Raw genomic sequence first — 16,994 nt, 5'->3', positions numbered from 1 at the left:
TCACTAACCATGACAAAATCATGATTAAGAAGTCACTTAGAGCATATATCACCCGGTCTCTTTTTATGATTCATGTACATAATTTTCTTCTATGGCAGCAGCTTCCTTTTTCACAGGCCTGCCATCCGGTCCTTCGTATCTTCTGCCCCAGCCGGTAAAGACTGCCACGCAGAATACTACAAACAGGAAAATACAATGCAGTGTAGATATTGCAATGGATACAGGACTGATCACAGAAATAAAATCATATTCTGCCGCTGCGCTTTCCACACATGATACTGCAATAAAGATAAAGGAGCTTGTTACCGGAATAATAACCGGCAGCGTACTTGCAAAACCATCCAACAGATTTGCTCTTCTGTATGGATGAAGTCCCTTGGACTTTCCAATCTCATCAGCGATAGGGCCAAACATGATAATAGCCGGGCCATTGGCAGAACCAAGGCAGATAGATGTCAGCATGATGCCAATTCCCATGATAATTTCAGAACCGACAACTGTTTTGTTCAGCTTACTGTTTACCAGCTTCTCAATGATCTTTTCCATGGTGCCGCTTTCATTCAGGACACCGATCACCCCTGCTACTGCATACAGATAACCAACTGTTCCCAGCATGTTCTTGATACCATCAATACAGAAGCCTGAAAGAGCGCCGTCCTGCATACTGATCACATCCCCGGGAACCAATGTTCCGGAAATAATACCAATGATGCTTCCTGAGATGATGCCCCAGGTAGATGCTACGAAAATGTTCTGTGTCTTCACTGCAATTGTCAGAAGGATCACAACAGGGATCAGCATGATCAGACCTTTCGGATCGCTGTACTGACTGAGCAGCTCTGCTGCCTGCTCACTGGTGCTTCCGCTTCCTCCAAAAAGTGCAAAGCAGACAACTGCCAACGCACCTGCAACCAGTGCATATTTCATACGGGAAGCAACAACACCGCCAATATCTGCACAGCCCTTTTTTCGGGTGTATGCCTGTGAAGAAGCAGAAGCGATCGTAGTATCAGAAATCGGTGCCACATTATCACCGAAGATCGCACCACTTAAGATAGCGCCTGCCAGCATCACCGGATTAGCTCCAAGCAGAATACCTGAGGGATATAAAATAGGAAATCCCGTAAACAATGTTCCTATGGATGTACCTGTAGAAGTAGAAAGCAGGCAGGTTGCAATGAAAGAAAATGCTACGAAAGCGCCGCCCTTCAGCCCCATCTGCTCACCGATCCATACAAAGCCTTCTGCAACCCCGGCTCTTGTCATCATCTTGCCAAATATTCCGACTACCAGAAGGATCAGTGCCAGTGTGTTCATCATTTCAGAAGACATGCCCTTTACAACTGCATTCCAGTAATCACCCTTTTTCTTCGCCAGAAGGCTTCCCACAATCAGGGAAACAAAGCCTCCCATGCAGATCGCTTCCATCTCAAAATCCTTATATATGACAAAGAATAAGATACAGAAAAATACAAATGCAATCAATGGTGCTAAAGACAGATAATTTGTTCCATAAAATTCAAGTGTGTGTTTTTCTTTTTTTTCCATAATTATTTGCTCCCTTCATTTAGCTTTCTTTGCGACGCAAAAAAGACGCTTATCCTTTGAAGATAAACGCCTTTGTTTTTCTCTGATCATTACAATACAGGATTTCTTTCCCAAAAAATGTAAAGTACTTTACATCTCAAAATATTTTTTCTTTTTATCATAAAGCTGTCACAAAACCATGTTATAATTCCAATATAAAAATAACAGGAGATCTTACTTATGATACAGACACCAGCCTCCGGGCAGGAAGAACAGCCTCAGCTTTTGCAGGCTTCTCCCTGGCTTTCTGAAAACACCGATTATGATAAACAGTTTTTTCATCTTATCCTGCCCATACCTATAAGAAGGGACACATTTTTTACAGCCAGGAGGAAAACTCTGATTATGTGTATCTTCTCTGTGAGGGACGGGTATGTCTTTCCATTGACAATCCAAATGGTGATGCCAAGGATATTTTCATTGCCGATAAGGGTTTTATCTTTGGCAAGCTTTCCGCTCTTGACTGCATGCCAAACTGCTGCTATGCGATTGGTGTTTCCGACACCATCATCGTCAAGCTGATCCCAAAGAGCCATTTCACAGATCTTCTGAATACAGACATCCATTTCTGTCAGTATGTCATGACCATGCTCACCAAAACTGTCCGCACCCTGATCTCACAGATCAGGCTGATCACCTTTGGCAGCTCCAGGGCAAGGGTTGGCTATGCCCTTTATCATCTTGTCAACCAATATTCCACTCCCTATAAGGAAGGGCGGCTGATCAACATCACCTTTACCCATCAGGAAATCGGCGAACTGATCGGTCTTTCCAGAGTGTCCGTTTCCAATATTCTTTCCCAGATGGTCAAGCAGGGCATTCTGAAAAAGAAGGAAGGCTATTACTATGTAAAGGACATCGAAGCCATTTACCGCTGTGTACTGGATGACCTGTGACGGATTTTTCTGTTTGTAAAGCAGTTAACATTTTTTCTTTTTCCTCTGTGCTATAAATACGTTAACATCAAAAGACACAAGGAGGAAAACATTATGATTAAAGATTTGGTCAGTGATTTTGTCAGACAGGCACCGCCTTATAACTTCGGTCTTGGAGAGCCGGTAAAAAGTCTCCGTCCTGGAATTACCGAAATTTATGAAATGAACAAGAATGAAAACCCCTTTGGTATCTCACCTCTGGCTGCAGCCGAGATGAAAAAACAGGTTGATATCTCTAACCGGTATCCTGATATCAAAGCCGCAAGCCTCTGTAAGAAGTTAGCTGCCCTGCATGGACTGAAGCCTGAAAATGTACTGGTTACCCAGGGTGCTACCTCCGCTCTTGGCTTTATCGGTGAAATCCTGATCCGTGAGGGTGTAGAAGCGATCGTTACTTCCCCTACCTATCCCAACTACTACAACATTATCAAAAAGAACCGTGGCACACTGGTGGATATCCCCATGGGTGATGATTATGTTCCTGATTTCAAGGCTATCTCCGATGCGATCACAGACAAAACCAGAGTTATTTTCCTCTGTAACCCCAATAACCCCACAGGAACCATCTGCAAGGATACCGATCTGATCGACTTCATGAATTCCCTTCCTTCCCATGTGGTTCTCGTTGTAGATGAAGCCTATTTTGATTTTATCGAGGATCCTTCCTATAAGAGCATGATCTCCCAGATCGCAGATGACAGAAACCTGATCGTGATCCGTACCTTCTCCAAGATCTATGGTATGGCAGGTGCCAGAATCGGTTATATCCTTTCCAATCCTGAGATCATCGGCTATCTTGGTATCACAGCTACCGGATTCTGCTGCAACAGAGTCGGTCTTCTTGGCGCAGAAGCTGCCCTTGATGATCAGGGCTTTATTAAGATGACTATTGAAAACAACAGAAAATGCCGGGAATACCTGACAAAGGAAATGGAGAACATGGGCTTTCGTGTATGGCCTTCTTCCTCCAACTTCATCTTCTTTAAGCCTTCTATCCCACCCCGTGAATTTGCGGCTGAACTGATGAGCTTTGGTATCCACATCCGTGGTGACTTCGCACAGGCCCGTATTTCCATCGGAACCATGCAGCAATGCCAGACTGCAGCTGCTGCCATGAAGCAGATCTTAAAGGAGTATCAGGAAAAAGCATAAGTGCTCCCTGCAGGAAAAATAAATCAGGGCTTCTGAAGTGGATCACACTTTGGAAGCCCTGATTTTCTGTCTCTGTTTTATACTCTTTTATGCCCGGATGCTCTTTACGATCTCCATATAAGCTTCTGTCATGACATTCAGATCACCATTCACGGTCACACTGTCAAAGCCCTGCTCCAGTCGGAGCCTTGCTGTTTCCTTATTCGGTGCAAAGATAAATACCGGCTTATTCTTTTCATGGCATACCGTAAGCACTTTCGTAATAGCTTCCTTGAATTCTGGTCTGTCAAACTGTGCCGGGATTCCCATGGCAAGGGAAAGATCAAAGGGTCCGATAAAAATACCACTGATTCCTTCTACTGATACAATGTTTTCAATGTCTGCCAGGCATTCCAGCGTCTCACACTGAGGGATCAGCATTGTCTCTTCATTGGTCTTTCTGGTATATTCCAGAATACCGTTTGCAAAGGCATCTCCATATCCAAACTCGCAGACTCTGGTAGGACAGAAGCCTCTGCTTCCCAGTGGTGTATACTTGCCATATTCCACAATTTTTTCTGCTTCCTCCCTGGTCTTTAGACCGGGAATGATGATACCCTCTGCTCCCACATCCAGGTGCTTTAAAATATTGGCTCTGCTGATCTCCGGTATTCTGACAAGGGGAGAAATCCCCTTCAGCTTCGCCATTCTGATACAATCCGCTGCCTCTGCAAGGCCAAAGGGACTGTGCTCCAGATCTACGATAAAGTAATCCATTCCTGCGATCGCCACACACTCTGCCGCCGTCTGGGATCCCAGATTCAAAAAGGTTCCTATGGGCTTTTCACCGTTTTTCAGTCTGTCTGATATTAATTTCATAGATGAACTCCTCTCCATTGTCAAACTGACAATCTTTTTCTTGTCCCTTATTATACTCACAGGCATCCCTCCTGCCTGTTAAGGGCTTTACAAAATCAGATTTATTTCAGTTCTGTGATCCCCCTTGTAAGCAGCAATATCTCCTGTACCGACTGGATGAATTCCTCTGCCACATGTGACAAGGTATGGTTTCTCTTCCATATAAGAGCATAGGAGGCATGTGCATCCGGATGATCCACCTGCCGCACGCACACATCCCTGTCCTGGATCAGTGCAGAGATGGATGCAGGATAAATGGAGATCCCAACTCCATGCAGACTCAGCTCATAGGCATTCATCATATGGGCTACCCGTCCACGGATCACCGGCATCTGTCCCGTCTTCTCAAACCATTTGTCAATTTCCCCTTTTCTGGACTCTCTGGAAGGAATCAGCAGATCATAGGGCAGAAGCTCTTTCGGCTTTACGGGCGCATTTTCCTCTGAGTACAGCAGGTGCCCCTTCGGGATCACTGCCACCCACGGTTCCTCATATACGGGAAGCACATGAAATTCTTCCGTATTGTAAGGAGCTGTGATCATGGCGATCTCACAAAGTCCCTTCGCTACCCGGCTGTTCACATCATCCGTATTCCCATTCCAGAGATTATACTGTACATGTGGGTGCTTCTTCTGGAAGGTGGCGATCCATTCTGCAAAGAGCCTCGGTCCACAGCCTTCCACGGAAGCAATATAAAGGGTTCCCTGCAGTCCCTCCTTCATCTCCTTCAATTCTTCCTCAGACCGGTTCACCAGATCCAGAATCTGGGAAGCATACTGCAGAAACAGCTCGCCCTCCTCTGTCAGCGTAACCTTATGCGGCGACCTGATAAAAAGGGGTGTTCCCAGCTCAGCCTCCAGATCCTGGATCTGCCGGCTCAAGGGCGGCTGTGCAATCGCCAGCTTCTCTGCCGCTTTCGTAAAGTTCTTTTCTTCTGCTACCGCCTTAAAATATCTGATGTGTCTTAACTCCATATCTGTTCCCTCTTCATCTGTCCTCCGGATTTTGCAATACCTTTTAAGTATTATAATATATTTATTATATGTATTTCACATTATAAAAGCAATATGTTACATTATAATCATCAAAAGGAAGTCAGGCCTGATTCCCATAAGGAAACTTGAAAAGCAGTTATTCACTTGTCACAGAAAGGGTATGGTGGAAACTATGAAAAAGATTATTGAGAAAATTAATGAGTTTTGTTCTGAGTATTATAAGAGCTTCGCTGAAAGAATCTAACCGATGCACACTATCTCCCAAATGAATATAGTACATAATAAAAGGAGCCGCTGACCTTGTGAATGATCCACAAAATGCCAGAGGCTCCTTTTATAACTTCATAAATCCTATTTCAGTACTTTCCTGATCTGCTGATCCGTCGCAATGGGATATATCTCATGTATATGGTTCACGATCCGGTTCCAGGATTCCTGTGGATCCTCCCGGTAGCAGGATGTCACGTAGTCATATCCAAAAATATGCTCTATAGATGAATATACCGCCACGTCCCAGCCATATGCCATTCCCTTTTTATTCACACGCTTTCTGAAATCACAGTTGCAGAGATACATCTGCATCATAAGGGAAGCGATCGCTCCATCAAAGCCCTTCTCCCCGTCCTTTCCAAAGCCTGCCTGCTTCTTCAGGACGCTGGAAAAGATCTCGGCATCTTCCTTGTCTTCCATAAAATTATCCATGATCTTCTTGTGCTTATTTGGAGCTTTCCCATCCTCATAAAGAGCATCAAAGTCATAACCATCCCTGCGGTAGTTGGCAAATACAGGCAGCCACTGTCTGGAAATAAAGCCTGCCTTTTTATCAAAAAACTTGCCATAGACGATATCATGCTTTCTGGCAATGATGGCTCTCCACATCCATGGATCTCTTTCCGGATCATCGCACCACCAGTATTCCGGCACAGTTCTCTCCTCAAGGGAAAAACCCGGAATCTCATTTTTAAACAGCGGCAGAAATCCGACTTCATTAATATATATAGCTGCTTCTTCCACTGTATGGATACACTCCGGATCATCCCAGTCCACACCGTACATGATCCACTGTCCTGCTTCGTTTCCCATGATTTCTCCTCTCCTGTCTGCTATACCTTGAAAACACTGAATTCATTTTCGTCCGGTCTTTCATTACCAATACAATTTCTCTGAAGTGATAGCAGATAACAGGTCGGCAGGTCTTTCCAAAAAATAATCTGCTTTTATGTGCTTATTATGGCTGCCCCATACTGCCAAAGCGAAATCAATTCCCGCATTTTCCGCACATTTACTGTCATATTTGCTGTCTCCGATATAAAGCACTTTACTATGATCTGTTTTTGATAATTCCACATATTTCAAAATTGGTGCGGCACTGAGTTTATGTTCCTGTGTATCGTCTGCACATATGATCGTTTTGAAATAATGACTGATACCAAACGGACAAAAATCATGTATAAATTCTTCCCTTGTCTTTGATGTGACAATCCCCATTTCATAATCCAGGCTTAGAAGATTTTTCAATAATTCACTGATTCCGTCAAATACTTTAATAGTATTTGTATAGTTATGCATATTTTTATCCCATAATTCTAACGCATAGGAAATGTCTTTTATCTCAAGTTTTTTCAAAGCGTCTGTCCCTGTAATCCCTAACGCAAATCTTAGTTCAGAGCATGGCATCTCTCTCCCGGACAATCCCTTTATAGTTTCCTGTAAAGAATGTAACACAGCATACTCCGTATCAATCAGAGTACCGTCAATATCAAAAACAATATGCTTATATTTCATGTTGTCACCTTATCTCCATAATCAGAAAAATAATATTTCGCGTTAATTTCCTTATCATGTAACTGAGCCACTATACTTAAAGATTTCTTTTATCTTCCGCTATATTCATTGTAACAGATTGCTTCTTAAGGTCAGATGTGCCGCATTCATATCTGAGCCTGCTTGTAGCTGCCGGTACTCCACAGGCATTGCAGAACTCTTTATATTCTGCAGTCTTGCCCTTTATCTTTGCTCTAACCTCCGTAGGGATGCACCTTCGAATCATACATAATGATTATACGCGCAGTTATATCCATAAAGTCCCAGGGGATCATTGGCTTTGTATACTTCCTTAATGCAACATGAAACACACCACAAAAAAGAAAAACCCCAGTAAATACTGAGGTTTTCTTATGCGGAAGATGGGACTTGAACCCACACGAGCGCAATGCTCACAAGATCCTTAGTCTTGCTCGTCTGCCAGTTCCGACACTTCCGCTTGACTCACGTCACAAATGGTATAATATCATCCTCTGCGGGTTTCGTCAATAGCTTTTTAAAATTTTTTTATTTTTTTGAAAAGTTTTATTTATTCCAAAATCTTACTTGTTCTTTCTTTCATTCACAGCCTTCTTCAATTCTTCCAGAGCCTCATTAAATTTTCTGGAATACATACCAGGATTTCCCTTGATGAGGCTTCTCTGATAGAAATCCTTCAGGCGGTCAAACTGCAGACGATGCTCCTTTTCAACCAGATACTTACTGCGAAGCTCTGCAAGCTCATCCTTCACATTGTCCATAAAGGCTCCAGGATTTGTGGTAAGATGTTCCCTGACCTTTGAAAACCTCTCCTCCAGATTCTCCATCCACTCATCAGCGCGTTCTTCTCTCTCCAGCTTTCTGGTTTCTCTCTCATCATTTGCCACTGCGATCAGCACATCCAGACGCTTCTGGATCTTCTCCATTTCAGCTCTTGCCTTATCCAGTCCGATCAGGACATCTCTCAGATCCATAGCAGCCTTGAAGGAAAGTGTGAAATCAGCCACAATATAAACCGACAGCACTACCGTCAGGATCGTCAGTATATTATAGGGAATGGATAACACAAGCTTTTCTACTCCCTTATGCAGGAACTGCGTCATAAAGATCGTCAGGAATCCCCACGCTATGGTCGAGGAAAGACAGATATGTCCCTTATAATTAAACTTCTGGTTAGAGTAGTCCCAGTATCTGACTTTAAAAAGTGCCTCCATTGTCATGCCTGTCACCAGTTCAAGAAGCGTTGCTCCCACGCAGCCAGCCAGATAAGTCAGGATAAGGTTATCCTGAAACGGCATGGAAACTACAAGCATCATGATCGCACCGCTTCCATAAATAGGAAGGAAAGGGCCTCTCATAAAACCTCTGTTCACCAAATGCCTGCTTTTGATGGAAACATAGGTTGATTCAAAAACCCATCCAAAGAAACAGTAAAAATAGAAGAAAAATAACCACTGTATGGCAGTATAATGGTACATATCCTTGTCTCCCTCTCATTTTCTCAGGTAAAGCTGATCACCGGCTCCTTAGGCTGCCTTGTCTGCTCTACGCTGATGGCATGCAGCACCGGTCCTTCTCCCTCATAATCGGAGAAATATTCCTTCTCTACTCTGGCTGTCACCTTGACCCACTGCTTTTCTGTCAGGGTATCTGCCTTGTCATATTTGCAGGCAAAGCCAAGAAATGCCATATCCTCTGCACAGCAGGTCATCGCCATTCTTCCCGGGATAAAGTATCCTTTGGGAAAATCCTTTGGCCTTACTACCATGCCCACAAACTGAATAGTCTTTCCAATATAACGATCCAGATTATCAAGGGAATCCAGATACCAGATACCGTAACCTTCATTATCCAGCTCAATGATCGGTGCATCCAGTTTGTAGGGCAGATCATCTTCAAAAATCTGATTGACTTCCCCATTGGCATCCTCAAAGATGATATCTGCCTGCTGATTGATTGCCTTTACATTTCTCTTATAGGAGCTTAGATCCTCAATACCGTCACAACGGTTAAAAATGATCATCTCGGATTTCCGGAGCATTTCTGCAAGCAGGGATTTCATATTAGTATAGTACATTGGGAAGGTGGATGCATCAATAATCGTGATCTGCTGCTCTACGGTAAAGTACCAGGGAAGCTTCATATTCTTGAAGTTCCACATACCGTTGTACTCAATGATGATCCTTTCCGGCTTGTATTTCTTTTCCATCTCCTGAAGATGGGAAGGATTGAAATCCTCCTCATCCTCGATCACTTCCATAACCGTCTTTGTTTTTGACAGAAGCTCCTGACTGTATTCATTCTCTCCTTCCTCACAGACGATCAGAAGGGTGCTTCCCTTGATCCGGAAATAAGGCTGTCCCAGTGTATAGCATATAAATTCTGTCTTTCCGCTTTCCAGAAATCCATTGATAATATATACGGGCTTCATAGTATTTCCTCTCTTCCGGTTTATCTCTCAAACAGCTTCTTTAAAGCATCTTCCTTCAGCTTGGAGCCGATCACACAGAACTTGCCGGTCACATCAGGCTTGCCTGCACGGACATTGCTCTCTTCCGGAACATAGTCAAAGTAAATCCAGCCGCCTTCTTTATCTGCAACCATACCCTTGGCTCTCAGTACGATGCCATAGGTTTCTTCATCACCCAGTGCCTTCAGAATCTCTTCAATATCTTCCTTTGTATAGGTTGCTGCTGTTTCCATGCCAAAGCTTGTAAATACTTCATCCGCATGGTGATGGTGATGATGGTCATGATCGTGGCAGCCGCAGGTACAGTTCTCATCATGTTCATGATGATGCTCGTGATCGTGATCATGGTGATGCTCATGGTCATGATCCTCATCATGGTCGTGGTGATGCTCGTGATCATGATCGTGGTCATGATGGTGATGATGCTCTTCCTCCTCATCATGCTCATGCTGCTCCATGATCTCCTTTAATAATTCTGCTTCCAGATCCTTAGCTCCCTCGATGGTATCCAGAATATCCTTTCCATCCAGCTCGTCCCAGGGAGTTGTCACGATCGTTGCCTTGTCATTATGCTCACGTATCAGAGCAATACAGGTATTCAGCTTCTCTTCTGAAATATTGCCGGTACGGCTCAGGATAATGGTTCCTGCATGTGCGATCTGGTTAATGAAAAACTCTCCGAAGTTTTTGATGTACATCTTGCACTTGGAGGCATCTACAACAGCTACTGCACTGTTCAGTACAACATCCTTTTCATCAATGACATTCTGTACTGCCCTCATAACATCAGAAAGCTTGCCAACACCTGAAGGCTCGATCAGAATACGCTCCGGTGCATAGGTCTTCAGCACCTCCTTCAGGGATGTTCCAAAATCACCTACGAGGGAACAACAGATACATCCTGAATTCATTTCCTTGATCTCAATACCGGATTCCTTCAGAAACCCGCCGTCAATTCCGATCTCACCAAATTCGTTCTCGATCAGAACTGTTTTTGTATCAGCAAGGGCTTCTTTTAAAAGCTTCTTTATTAATGTAGTTTTTCCTGCACCCAGGAATCCGGATACAATATCAATTTTCGTCATGATAATTCCTTCTTTCTGTGCATTTATCTTAAATGGCACAAATTGATTATAATAAGAAGCTTCTCCAAAGTCAAACGCTTACAAATCCTTACATAAATTTTTAATAGTTTTTTATCATCTGCGCCTTTTTGCTTATTGTCTATTCAGTAAAAGAAGCCTATAATTCTTTTTGTTAAAAAATAGACTAATTAAAAACCTACAAGAAAGGATTGATTTCACATGAACGAGACTGGAGAGAATAAGGCAACTCCCATGGAAAAGGTGGCAACCTTTATCGTTGATAAACGGAACCTGTTTTTCCTGCTTTATATTTTTGCCATTATTTTCTGTATTATCGCAAATGGATGGGTCAAGGTTGAAAATGATATCACAACCTACCTGCCGGATTCGACCGAGACCAGGCAGGGACTGACGATCATGAATGACCAGTTTGTCACCTATGGTACTGCCCGGGTCATGGTTTCCAACATCTCCTATGAAAAAGGAGAAGAGCTTGCTGAGGAGCTCAGGGAAATCGATGGCGTCACTGACGCCGTATTTGACAACACAGAGGATCACTACAAAAATTCTTCTGCCCTGTTTGATGTTACCTTTGACGGAACTACCACAGACGAGGTCAGTGTCAATGCGATCCACGAGATTGAAGATAAGCTGTCCAGCTATGATACCTACATAAATTCGGAGGTTGGCTCCGATACTGCCGCCGAACTGCAAAGCGAAATGCAGGTTATTGTGGTCATTGCCGCTATCATTATCGTCATAGTATTGACCCTGACTTCCAGAGCCTATGCGGAGGTTCCCGTACTGATCGCCACCTTCGGCGTAGCTGCCCTTATGAACATGGGTACCAACTTCCTGTGCGGTACCATTTCCTTTATTTCCAATTCGGTTACTGTAGTACTGCAGCTGGCACTGGCAATCGACTATGCCATTATCCTCTGTCATAGATTCAGCGATGAACACGAAACCAAACCGGCAAGAGAAGCCTGCATTGCTGCCTTAAGCAAAGCGATCCCGGAGATTTCATCCTCCTCCCTGACCACTGTATCCGGTCTTGCAGCACTGGCCTTCATGCACTTCCTGATCGGCCGCGACCTGGCAGTTGTCCTGATCAAGGCGATCATGATGAGTCTTCTTTCCGTATTTACCCTCATGCCCGGTCTTCTGATGCTGTTCAGTAATCTGATCGATAAGACCAAGCATAAAAATCTGATCCCTCCTATCACTGTTGTAGGAAAGTTTGACGTAAAAACAAGATTCATAGTTCCTCCGTTATTTGTTGCCATTACAGTTGTAGCGTGTATTTTTGCGAACAAGTGTCCTTACTGTTACAGCTATACGGATCTGACCACCGCCAAGCAGAATGAAAGTCAGATTGCCTACCAGAAGATCAAAAATACTTTCGGCACCAACAATATGGTAGCTGTGCTTGTCCCTTCCGGTGATTATGAATCAGAAAGTGCCCTGCTGAAGGATCTTGAAAGCCATACGGAGGTCAAATCAACGACTGGTCTTGCCGGTGTGGAGGCCATGGACGGCTATTACCTGACGGATGCCCTGAATCCACGTGAATTTTCTGAGCTTTCCGGTGTGGAATATGAGGTGGCAAATCTCCTGTATACAGCCTATGCCGTCAATAATAACCAGTATGGCCAGATCATAAACGGGATTGAAAAATACAAGGTTCCACTTTTTGACATGTTCTTCTTTTTAAAGGATCAGATGGAAGAAGGAAATATCACCCTGGAGGGTGATATCCAGGATACCCTGGATGATCTGTTCGATCAGCTTGAAAAGGCAAAGCTTCAGCTGAAAACAGATGACTGGACCAGGCTTGTCGTCTATCTGAACCTTCCGGAGGAAAGCCAGCAAACCTTTGATTTCCTGAAGGTCATCCATCAGGAGGCTGATAAATACTATGATGATGCTTCTGTTTATGTCGTTGGTAACTCCACCAGTGATTATGACCTGTCATCTTCCTTCAGCCAGGATAATATGCTGATCAGCGTATTGTCTGCCCTGTTTGTAATCATTATCCTGCTGTTTACCTTTAACTCGGCAGGATTACCTGTACTTTTGATTCTGGTCATCCAGGGAAGTATCTGGATTAACTTCTCCTTCCCTTATCTCCAGGATTCACCACTGTACTTCCTGGGCTACCTGATCGTTAACTCCATCCAGATGGGTGCCAATATTGACTATGCGATCGTTATTTCCAGCCATTATAAGGATCTGAAACAGTCCATGCCGCCCAAGGAAGCGATCATCGTTACCCTGAACCAGTCCTTCCCAACCATTTTTACCTCGGGAAGTATTCTGGCTGCTGCCGGTGCCCTGATCGGTGTCATGACGACCAATCCGATCATCGCAGCGATCGGAACCTGCTTAAGCCGTGGTACCATTATTTCCATCATCCTGGTACTCGGTGTCCTGCCACAGATCCTGGTACTTGGTGACTTTATCATTGAAAAGACCAGCTTCGAGCTGAAGAGCAGGATCAATCTCACACCACAGTCCTTTACGGGTGCCACCCGTGTATCCGGTATCATCAGAGGCCAGGTCAACGGTATGGTAGAAGGAAGCTTCAACGGTATTATCCGTGGAAGCATGAACGCCACGATCCTCTCCGGTGAGGCAACCAGCCTGGAGGAAAATCCCTCTGGCGGCACACCGTCTGAAACAGCACCCGGCACAGACGAAAATACTGAGCCCGGCACAAACAAAGATATTGAACATAATGAGAAAGGAAGTGTTTCCCATGAATAATCAGAAGAAAACAGGTAAGTGGATCAGATATGCAACAGCCTTTGTCCTCCTTCTCTGCTTCTGTCTGATTCAGCCAGTATTTGGAACTATTGCAGATGCCAGAGAGATCACTTCAGCGAACCCGGATGTCTCTCCCACTCCCTTTAACGGCGTGGATATCTCTTCAGAATCAGAGGCTTCTGATCTTTCCCTGGAGGATGCCATCCATATTACTTCGCTGAAGGAATTTCAGGATATGGCTGAAAGCTGTGTGATCGATTCCTGGTCAAAGGGAAAAATCTTTGTTCTGGACAATGATCTGGATTTCAGCACTGCCACCTTCACCCCGGTTCCCTCCTTTGGCGGTATTTTCATCGGCAATGGACATACCATCAAGGGCTTTACCAATGATGCAGGAAGTGACAATACCGGCCTCTTCCGTTATCTTCAGGAAAGCGGTGAGATCTATGATCTCCGTGTCAACGGCTCTGCTACAGCTAAGAGCAGCCATGACGGTCTTTCTCTGCTTGTTGGCCATAACAAGGGTATCATCAGCGGATGCCATGCTGCCGGTAATTTAAATGGCGGTGATGATATCGGTATGATTGCCGGCTATAATGATGTCACCGGTATCATCAGTGAATGTCTCTCTGAGGGTGTTGTTTATGGTAATCACCGGATCGGTGCCATCGCCGGGACTAACGCCGGCTCTATTCTGAGCTGTGTTAACCGTGCCAGTGTCAATACCACTGTAGAAGAAGGGGATCTCGATATTTCCCTGCTGACTGTTGATGATCTTCTCTCCACTGAAAACGTAACCAGTGTAACGGATATCGGTGGGATTGCCGGAAGTAATACAGGCATCATCCGTGCCAGCGTCAATAATGGTGCTGTCGGATATCAGCACGTTGGCTACAATGTCGGTGGAATTGCCGGAAGCCAGATGGGCTATATTGAGGGTTGTATCAACTACGGTGTGCTTCATGGGCGTAAGGATGTCGGCGGGATTGCCGGGCAGATGGAACCCAGCAGCGAAATGCTTTACAACGAGGATACTCTTGATAAGCTGCATACCGAACTGAATAAGCTGCATGATCTTGTTACAAAGATGAATGATGATGCCAGCGGTACCTCCACAGACCTGAATGCTCAGTTAAATAAGCTGCTTGACGCAGTGGAATCCACCCAGCGCGCTGCTGATGGTATTGCTAATGAAGCCAGCAATGATATGCGCTCCTTTACTTCCGAGCTGACGGATCTGTCATCCCTGCCGACTCCAAAGCCGATCTCATTAGACTTTCTGGATTCCATTCCCACTTTAAGTCCAAGTCCCACTGCGACTCCGGAAGGAACCCCTGATCCGAATGCTACTCCAACCGCGACTCCGACTGCCACACCTACCGCCACACCAACTGTAGCACCTACTGCAACACCTGCTGCAACACCGGTTCAGGGCAACGGTGGAACCCGTGCAGGCAGCATTGGTAACAATGACAGTCTGGAAAGCGAAACAGGCTCCTACACCACGGAAACAACAATGAGCCAGCCCGTACCTGTCACTGTCAGGATGATGGATCCCGGCTCTCCTGCCACAACACCTGCTCCTATAGCAACCCCTACCCCCACTGTGACACCAGAACCTACCAGAAGTCCCCTGGCATGGCCTTCAGGAGTACCAACCATTGATCCTTCTGCACTTCCTCAGATTTCAGACTATAGCTTTGACAAGGATGCAGCAGAAAGTGAACTGAACAAGCTGCAGGATAACGTTTATAACAGTACTTCTTCAGCCCTTGACAGCATGAAGAATACCATCAGTAACCGTACTTCTATTTTCAGCTCCAGGATCGACAGCTGGCATACCGCATTAAGCTCAGGCTTTTCTTCTATTATTTCTGAAAGCCGGACACTGAATAATATGGTAGACAGCAAATCCCAGCTTCTTCTGGATGACTTCCAGGCTATTACAGATGAGCTGAATGTCATTGGCAATATCATCACCACTGCAGATGACGATGTGACAGATCCCGATGAACTTGTGACTGATATCTCTGATGAAGATAAGGAAACTGATATTACTGGCAAGGTTATGAACTGTCAGAATAAGGGGAAGATTTATGGTGACCTGAATGTAGGCGGTATCGCCGGCTCCATGTCACGTGAAAACGATCTGGATCCCGAAGACGATATCACACTTAATACTACATCCATGAATTTCCGCTATCAGCAGCGTATCGTCATCCGGAAATCTGAAAACAAAGGTGTCATCACCGGCAAAAAGGACTGCATCGGTGGTATCGTCGGCAATATGGTGCTTGGCAGCGTCATTTCCTGTATTGGGGACGGCGATGTTACCAGTGAAGGCGGTGATATGGTCGGCGGTATCGCCGGTTTCTCTGATTCCACGATCCGGGAAAGCAGTGCAAAATGTGCCCTCTCCGGTGAAAATCAGATTGGTGGAATTGCCGGAAGCGGCAAGTCCATCAAAAACTGCTACAGCATGATCGAAATCACCGAGGGTACCAATTATCTTGGTTCTATTGCTGGTAAGGCTGATGTCAATGATGATATCAGTGAAAACTACTTTGTTGAAGGCTGTCCTGCCGGTATTGATGGAATCAGCTATGAAGAAAAGGCCCAGCCTCTTCCCTATGGCAGCTTCCTGTGCTTTGATGATCTTCCTGTCATCTACCAGAACATTACACTGACCTTTATGGCAGATGACAGACTGGTTACAACAGTCACCCTCTCCTACGGCGAAAGCTTTGATCCCACAAAGCTCCCCAAGGTTCCGGAAAAGAAGGGTTATGCCGGCAAATGGGAGGATTTCAACACTTCCTCACTCACCTTTGACCAGACGATCAATGCTGTTTACACGGAATACTTAAGCACACTGGCAAGCTCGGAAAAGGATGACAACGGGAAGGCACTGGCTCTGGTAGAGGGTACCTTTAAAGAAGGCGACCGCTTCCTTCTGACCGATATCGACGCTTATCCGGAGGATTCCAAAACAAAGGCCGAATGCAAAAAGATCAGTGTCCTGAACGGAACCGGTCCTTTCACAGTCAGGTACCTGATTCCTGATGACATTGAAAATCCGGAAATCGAGATCTACGATAATGGTGCTTTCATCCCGGTTTCCGGTTATATCGATGGCAGCTACTACGTATTCAATGTGGACAAGCAGGAATTTATCTTCGCCTGTCTGGAGCGGCCTGCTTCCCTGCTTCCCGTATTCTGCAGTGTTGCAGCAGGTGTATTGCTGATCCTACTCATTGTACTTCGTATCATAAAAAGAAAAAAAGCAAGGGCAAAGCAGAGTTAG

At 44.9% G+C, this 16,994-nt stretch carries 12 protein-coding genes, 1 tRNA gene and 1 pseudogene; 5 read left to right on the top strand and 9 right to left on the bottom strand.

The window, feature by feature from the left end; all coding sequences use genetic code 11:
• Window positions 1–63: 63 nt before the first annotated feature.
• Window positions 64–1,548: a Na+/H+ antiporter NhaC family protein gene (locus tag WJQ40_RS04645; protein ID WP_262573620.1), complete on the bottom strand. Its 1,485-nt coding sequence runs from the start codon at window positions 1,546–1,548 to the stop codon at window positions 64–66.
• Between the two features lie 347 nt (window positions 1,549–1,895).
• Here WJQ40_RS04645 and WJQ40_RS04640 point away from each other — a divergent pair.
• From WJQ40_RS04640 to WJQ40_RS04630, 3 genes and pseudogenes are all read left to right on the top strand, one after another.
• A pseudogene (locus WJQ40_RS04640) lies at window positions 1,896–2,135 on the top strand (cyclic nucleotide-binding domain-containing protein); the annotation flags it as partial.
• Between the two features lie 33 nt (window positions 2,136–2,168).
• Complete coding sequence (locus WJQ40_RS04635; RefSeq protein WP_337538163.1) at window positions 2,169–2,483, top strand: Crp/Fnr family transcriptional regulator; 315 nt, start codon at window positions 2,169–2,171, stop codon at window positions 2,481–2,483.
• Between the two features lie 93 nt (window positions 2,484–2,576).
• Window positions 2,577–3,674, top strand: a complete 1,098-nt coding sequence (locus WJQ40_RS04630) for a histidinol-phosphate transaminase (protein WP_337538159.1) — start codon at window positions 2,577–2,579, stop codon at window positions 3,672–3,674.
• An 87-nt stretch (window positions 3,675–3,761) separates the two neighbouring features.
• Here WJQ40_RS04630 and WJQ40_RS04625 read toward each other — a convergent pair whose 3' ends face one another.
• From WJQ40_RS04625 to WJQ40_RS04590, 8 genes are all read right to left on the bottom strand, one after another.
• On the bottom strand, window positions 3,762–4,532 hold the full coding sequence (locus WJQ40_RS04625; RefSeq protein WP_337405009.1) for an aldolase/citrate lyase family protein: 771 nt from the start codon (window positions 4,530–4,532) through the stop codon (window positions 3,762–3,764).
• 101 nt (window positions 4,533–4,633) lie between these two features.
• Window positions 4,634–5,545, bottom strand: a complete 912-nt coding sequence (locus WJQ40_RS04620) for a LysR family transcriptional regulator (protein WP_337538158.1) — start codon at window positions 5,543–5,545, stop codon at window positions 4,634–4,636.
• Between the two features lie 372 nt (window positions 5,546–5,917).
• Complete coding sequence (locus tag WJQ40_RS04615) at window positions 5,918–6,649, bottom strand: hypothetical protein (protein WP_337538157.1); 732 nt, start codon at window positions 6,647–6,649, stop codon at window positions 5,918–5,920.
• A 63-nt stretch (window positions 6,650–6,712) separates the two neighbouring features.
• Window positions 6,713–7,351 (bottom strand): HAD family hydrolase, encoded by a 639-nt coding sequence (locus WJQ40_RS04610; protein WP_337538156.1) that lies wholly within the window; start codon window positions 7,349–7,351, stop codon window positions 6,713–6,715.
• Between the two features lie 393 nt (window positions 7,352–7,744).
• Window positions 7,745–7,829, bottom strand: a tRNA-Leu gene (locus tag WJQ40_RS04605).
• Window positions 7,830–7,932: 103 nt separating this feature from the next.
• Complete coding sequence (locus WJQ40_RS04600; protein ID WP_337405002.1) at window positions 7,933–8,847, bottom strand: hypothetical protein; 915 nt, start codon at window positions 8,845–8,847, stop codon at window positions 7,933–7,935.
• 23 nt (window positions 8,848–8,870) lie between these two features.
• Entirely contained in the window at window positions 8,871–9,800 is a 930-nt protein-coding gene (locus tag WJQ40_RS04595; RefSeq protein WP_337538154.1) for a GTP-binding protein, read from the bottom strand.
• A 20-nt stretch (window positions 9,801–9,820) separates the two neighbouring features.
• Window positions 9,821–10,924, bottom strand: coding sequence for a GTP-binding protein (locus WJQ40_RS04590; protein WP_337538151.1), 1,104 nt, complete (start codon window positions 10,922–10,924; stop codon window positions 9,821–9,823).
• A 219-nt stretch (window positions 10,925–11,143) separates the two neighbouring features.
• Here WJQ40_RS04590 and WJQ40_RS04585 point away from each other — a divergent pair, with 219 nt between their 5' ends.
• Entirely contained in the window at window positions 11,144–13,690 is a 2,547-nt protein-coding gene (locus WJQ40_RS04585; protein WP_337538149.1) for an MMPL family transporter, read from the top strand.
• Window positions 13,683–16,994 (top strand): hypothetical protein, encoded by a 3,312-nt coding sequence (locus WJQ40_RS04580; RefSeq protein ID WP_337538148.1) that lies wholly within the window; start codon window positions 13,683–13,685, stop codon window positions 16,992–16,994. Before WJQ40_RS04585 ends, WJQ40_RS04580 begins: the two co-directional genes overlap by 8 nt.

The organism is Suilimivivens sp., from assembly GCF_037359455.1.
Lineage (GTDB): Bacteria > Bacillota > Clostridia > Lachnospirales > Lachnospiraceae > Suilimivivens > Suilimivivens aceti.
Note: the sequence above shows the minus strand (reverse complement) of the source record. Positions and strands in the feature narration are given on the sequence as shown.

Bases quoted from the DNA above. Each gene is read 5' to 3' on its own strand.
- WJQ40_RS04625 (WP_337405009.1), bottom strand. From the start codon at position 4,532: ATGAAATTAATATCAGACAGACTGAAAAACGGTGAAAAGCCCATAGGA.
- WJQ40_RS04610 (WP_337538156.1), bottom strand. From the start codon at position 7,351: ATGAAATATAAGCATATTGTTTTTGATATTGACGGTACTCTGATTGAT.
- WJQ40_RS04645 (WP_262573620.1), bottom strand. From the start codon at position 1,548: ATGGAAAAAAAAGAAAAACACACACTTGAATTTTATGGAACAAATTAT.
- WJQ40_RS04630 (WP_337538159.1), top strand. From the start codon at position 2,577: ATGATTAAAGATTTGGTCAGTGATTTTGTCAGACAGGCACCGCCTTAT.
- WJQ40_RS04590 (WP_337538151.1), bottom strand. From the start codon at position 10,924: ATGACGAAAATTGATATTGTATCCGGATTCCTGGGTGCAGGAAAAACT.
- WJQ40_RS04585 (WP_337538149.1), top strand. From the start codon at position 11,144: ATGAACGAGACTGGAGAGAATAAGGCAACTCCCATGGAAAAGGTGGCA.
- WJQ40_RS04615 (WP_337538157.1), bottom strand. From the start codon at position 6,649: ATGGGAAACGAAGCAGGACAGTGGATCATGTACGGTGTGGACTGGGAT.
- WJQ40_RS04600 (WP_337405002.1), bottom strand. From the start codon at position 8,847: ATGTACCATTATACTGCCATACAGTGGTTATTTTTCTTCTATTTTTAC.
- WJQ40_RS04635 (WP_337538163.1), top strand. From the start codon at position 2,169: ATGACCATGCTCACCAAAACTGTCCGCACCCTGATCTCACAGATCAGG.
- WJQ40_RS04620 (WP_337538158.1), bottom strand. From the start codon at position 5,545: ATGGAGTTAAGACACATCAGATATTTTAAGGCGGTAGCAGAAGAAAAG.
- WJQ40_RS04595 (WP_337538154.1), bottom strand. From the start codon at position 9,800: ATGAAGCCCGTATATATTATCAATGGATTTCTGGAAAGCGGAAAGACA.
- WJQ40_RS04580 (WP_337538148.1), top strand. From the start codon at position 13,683: ATGAATAATCAGAAGAAAACAGGTAAGTGGATCAGATATGCAACAGCC.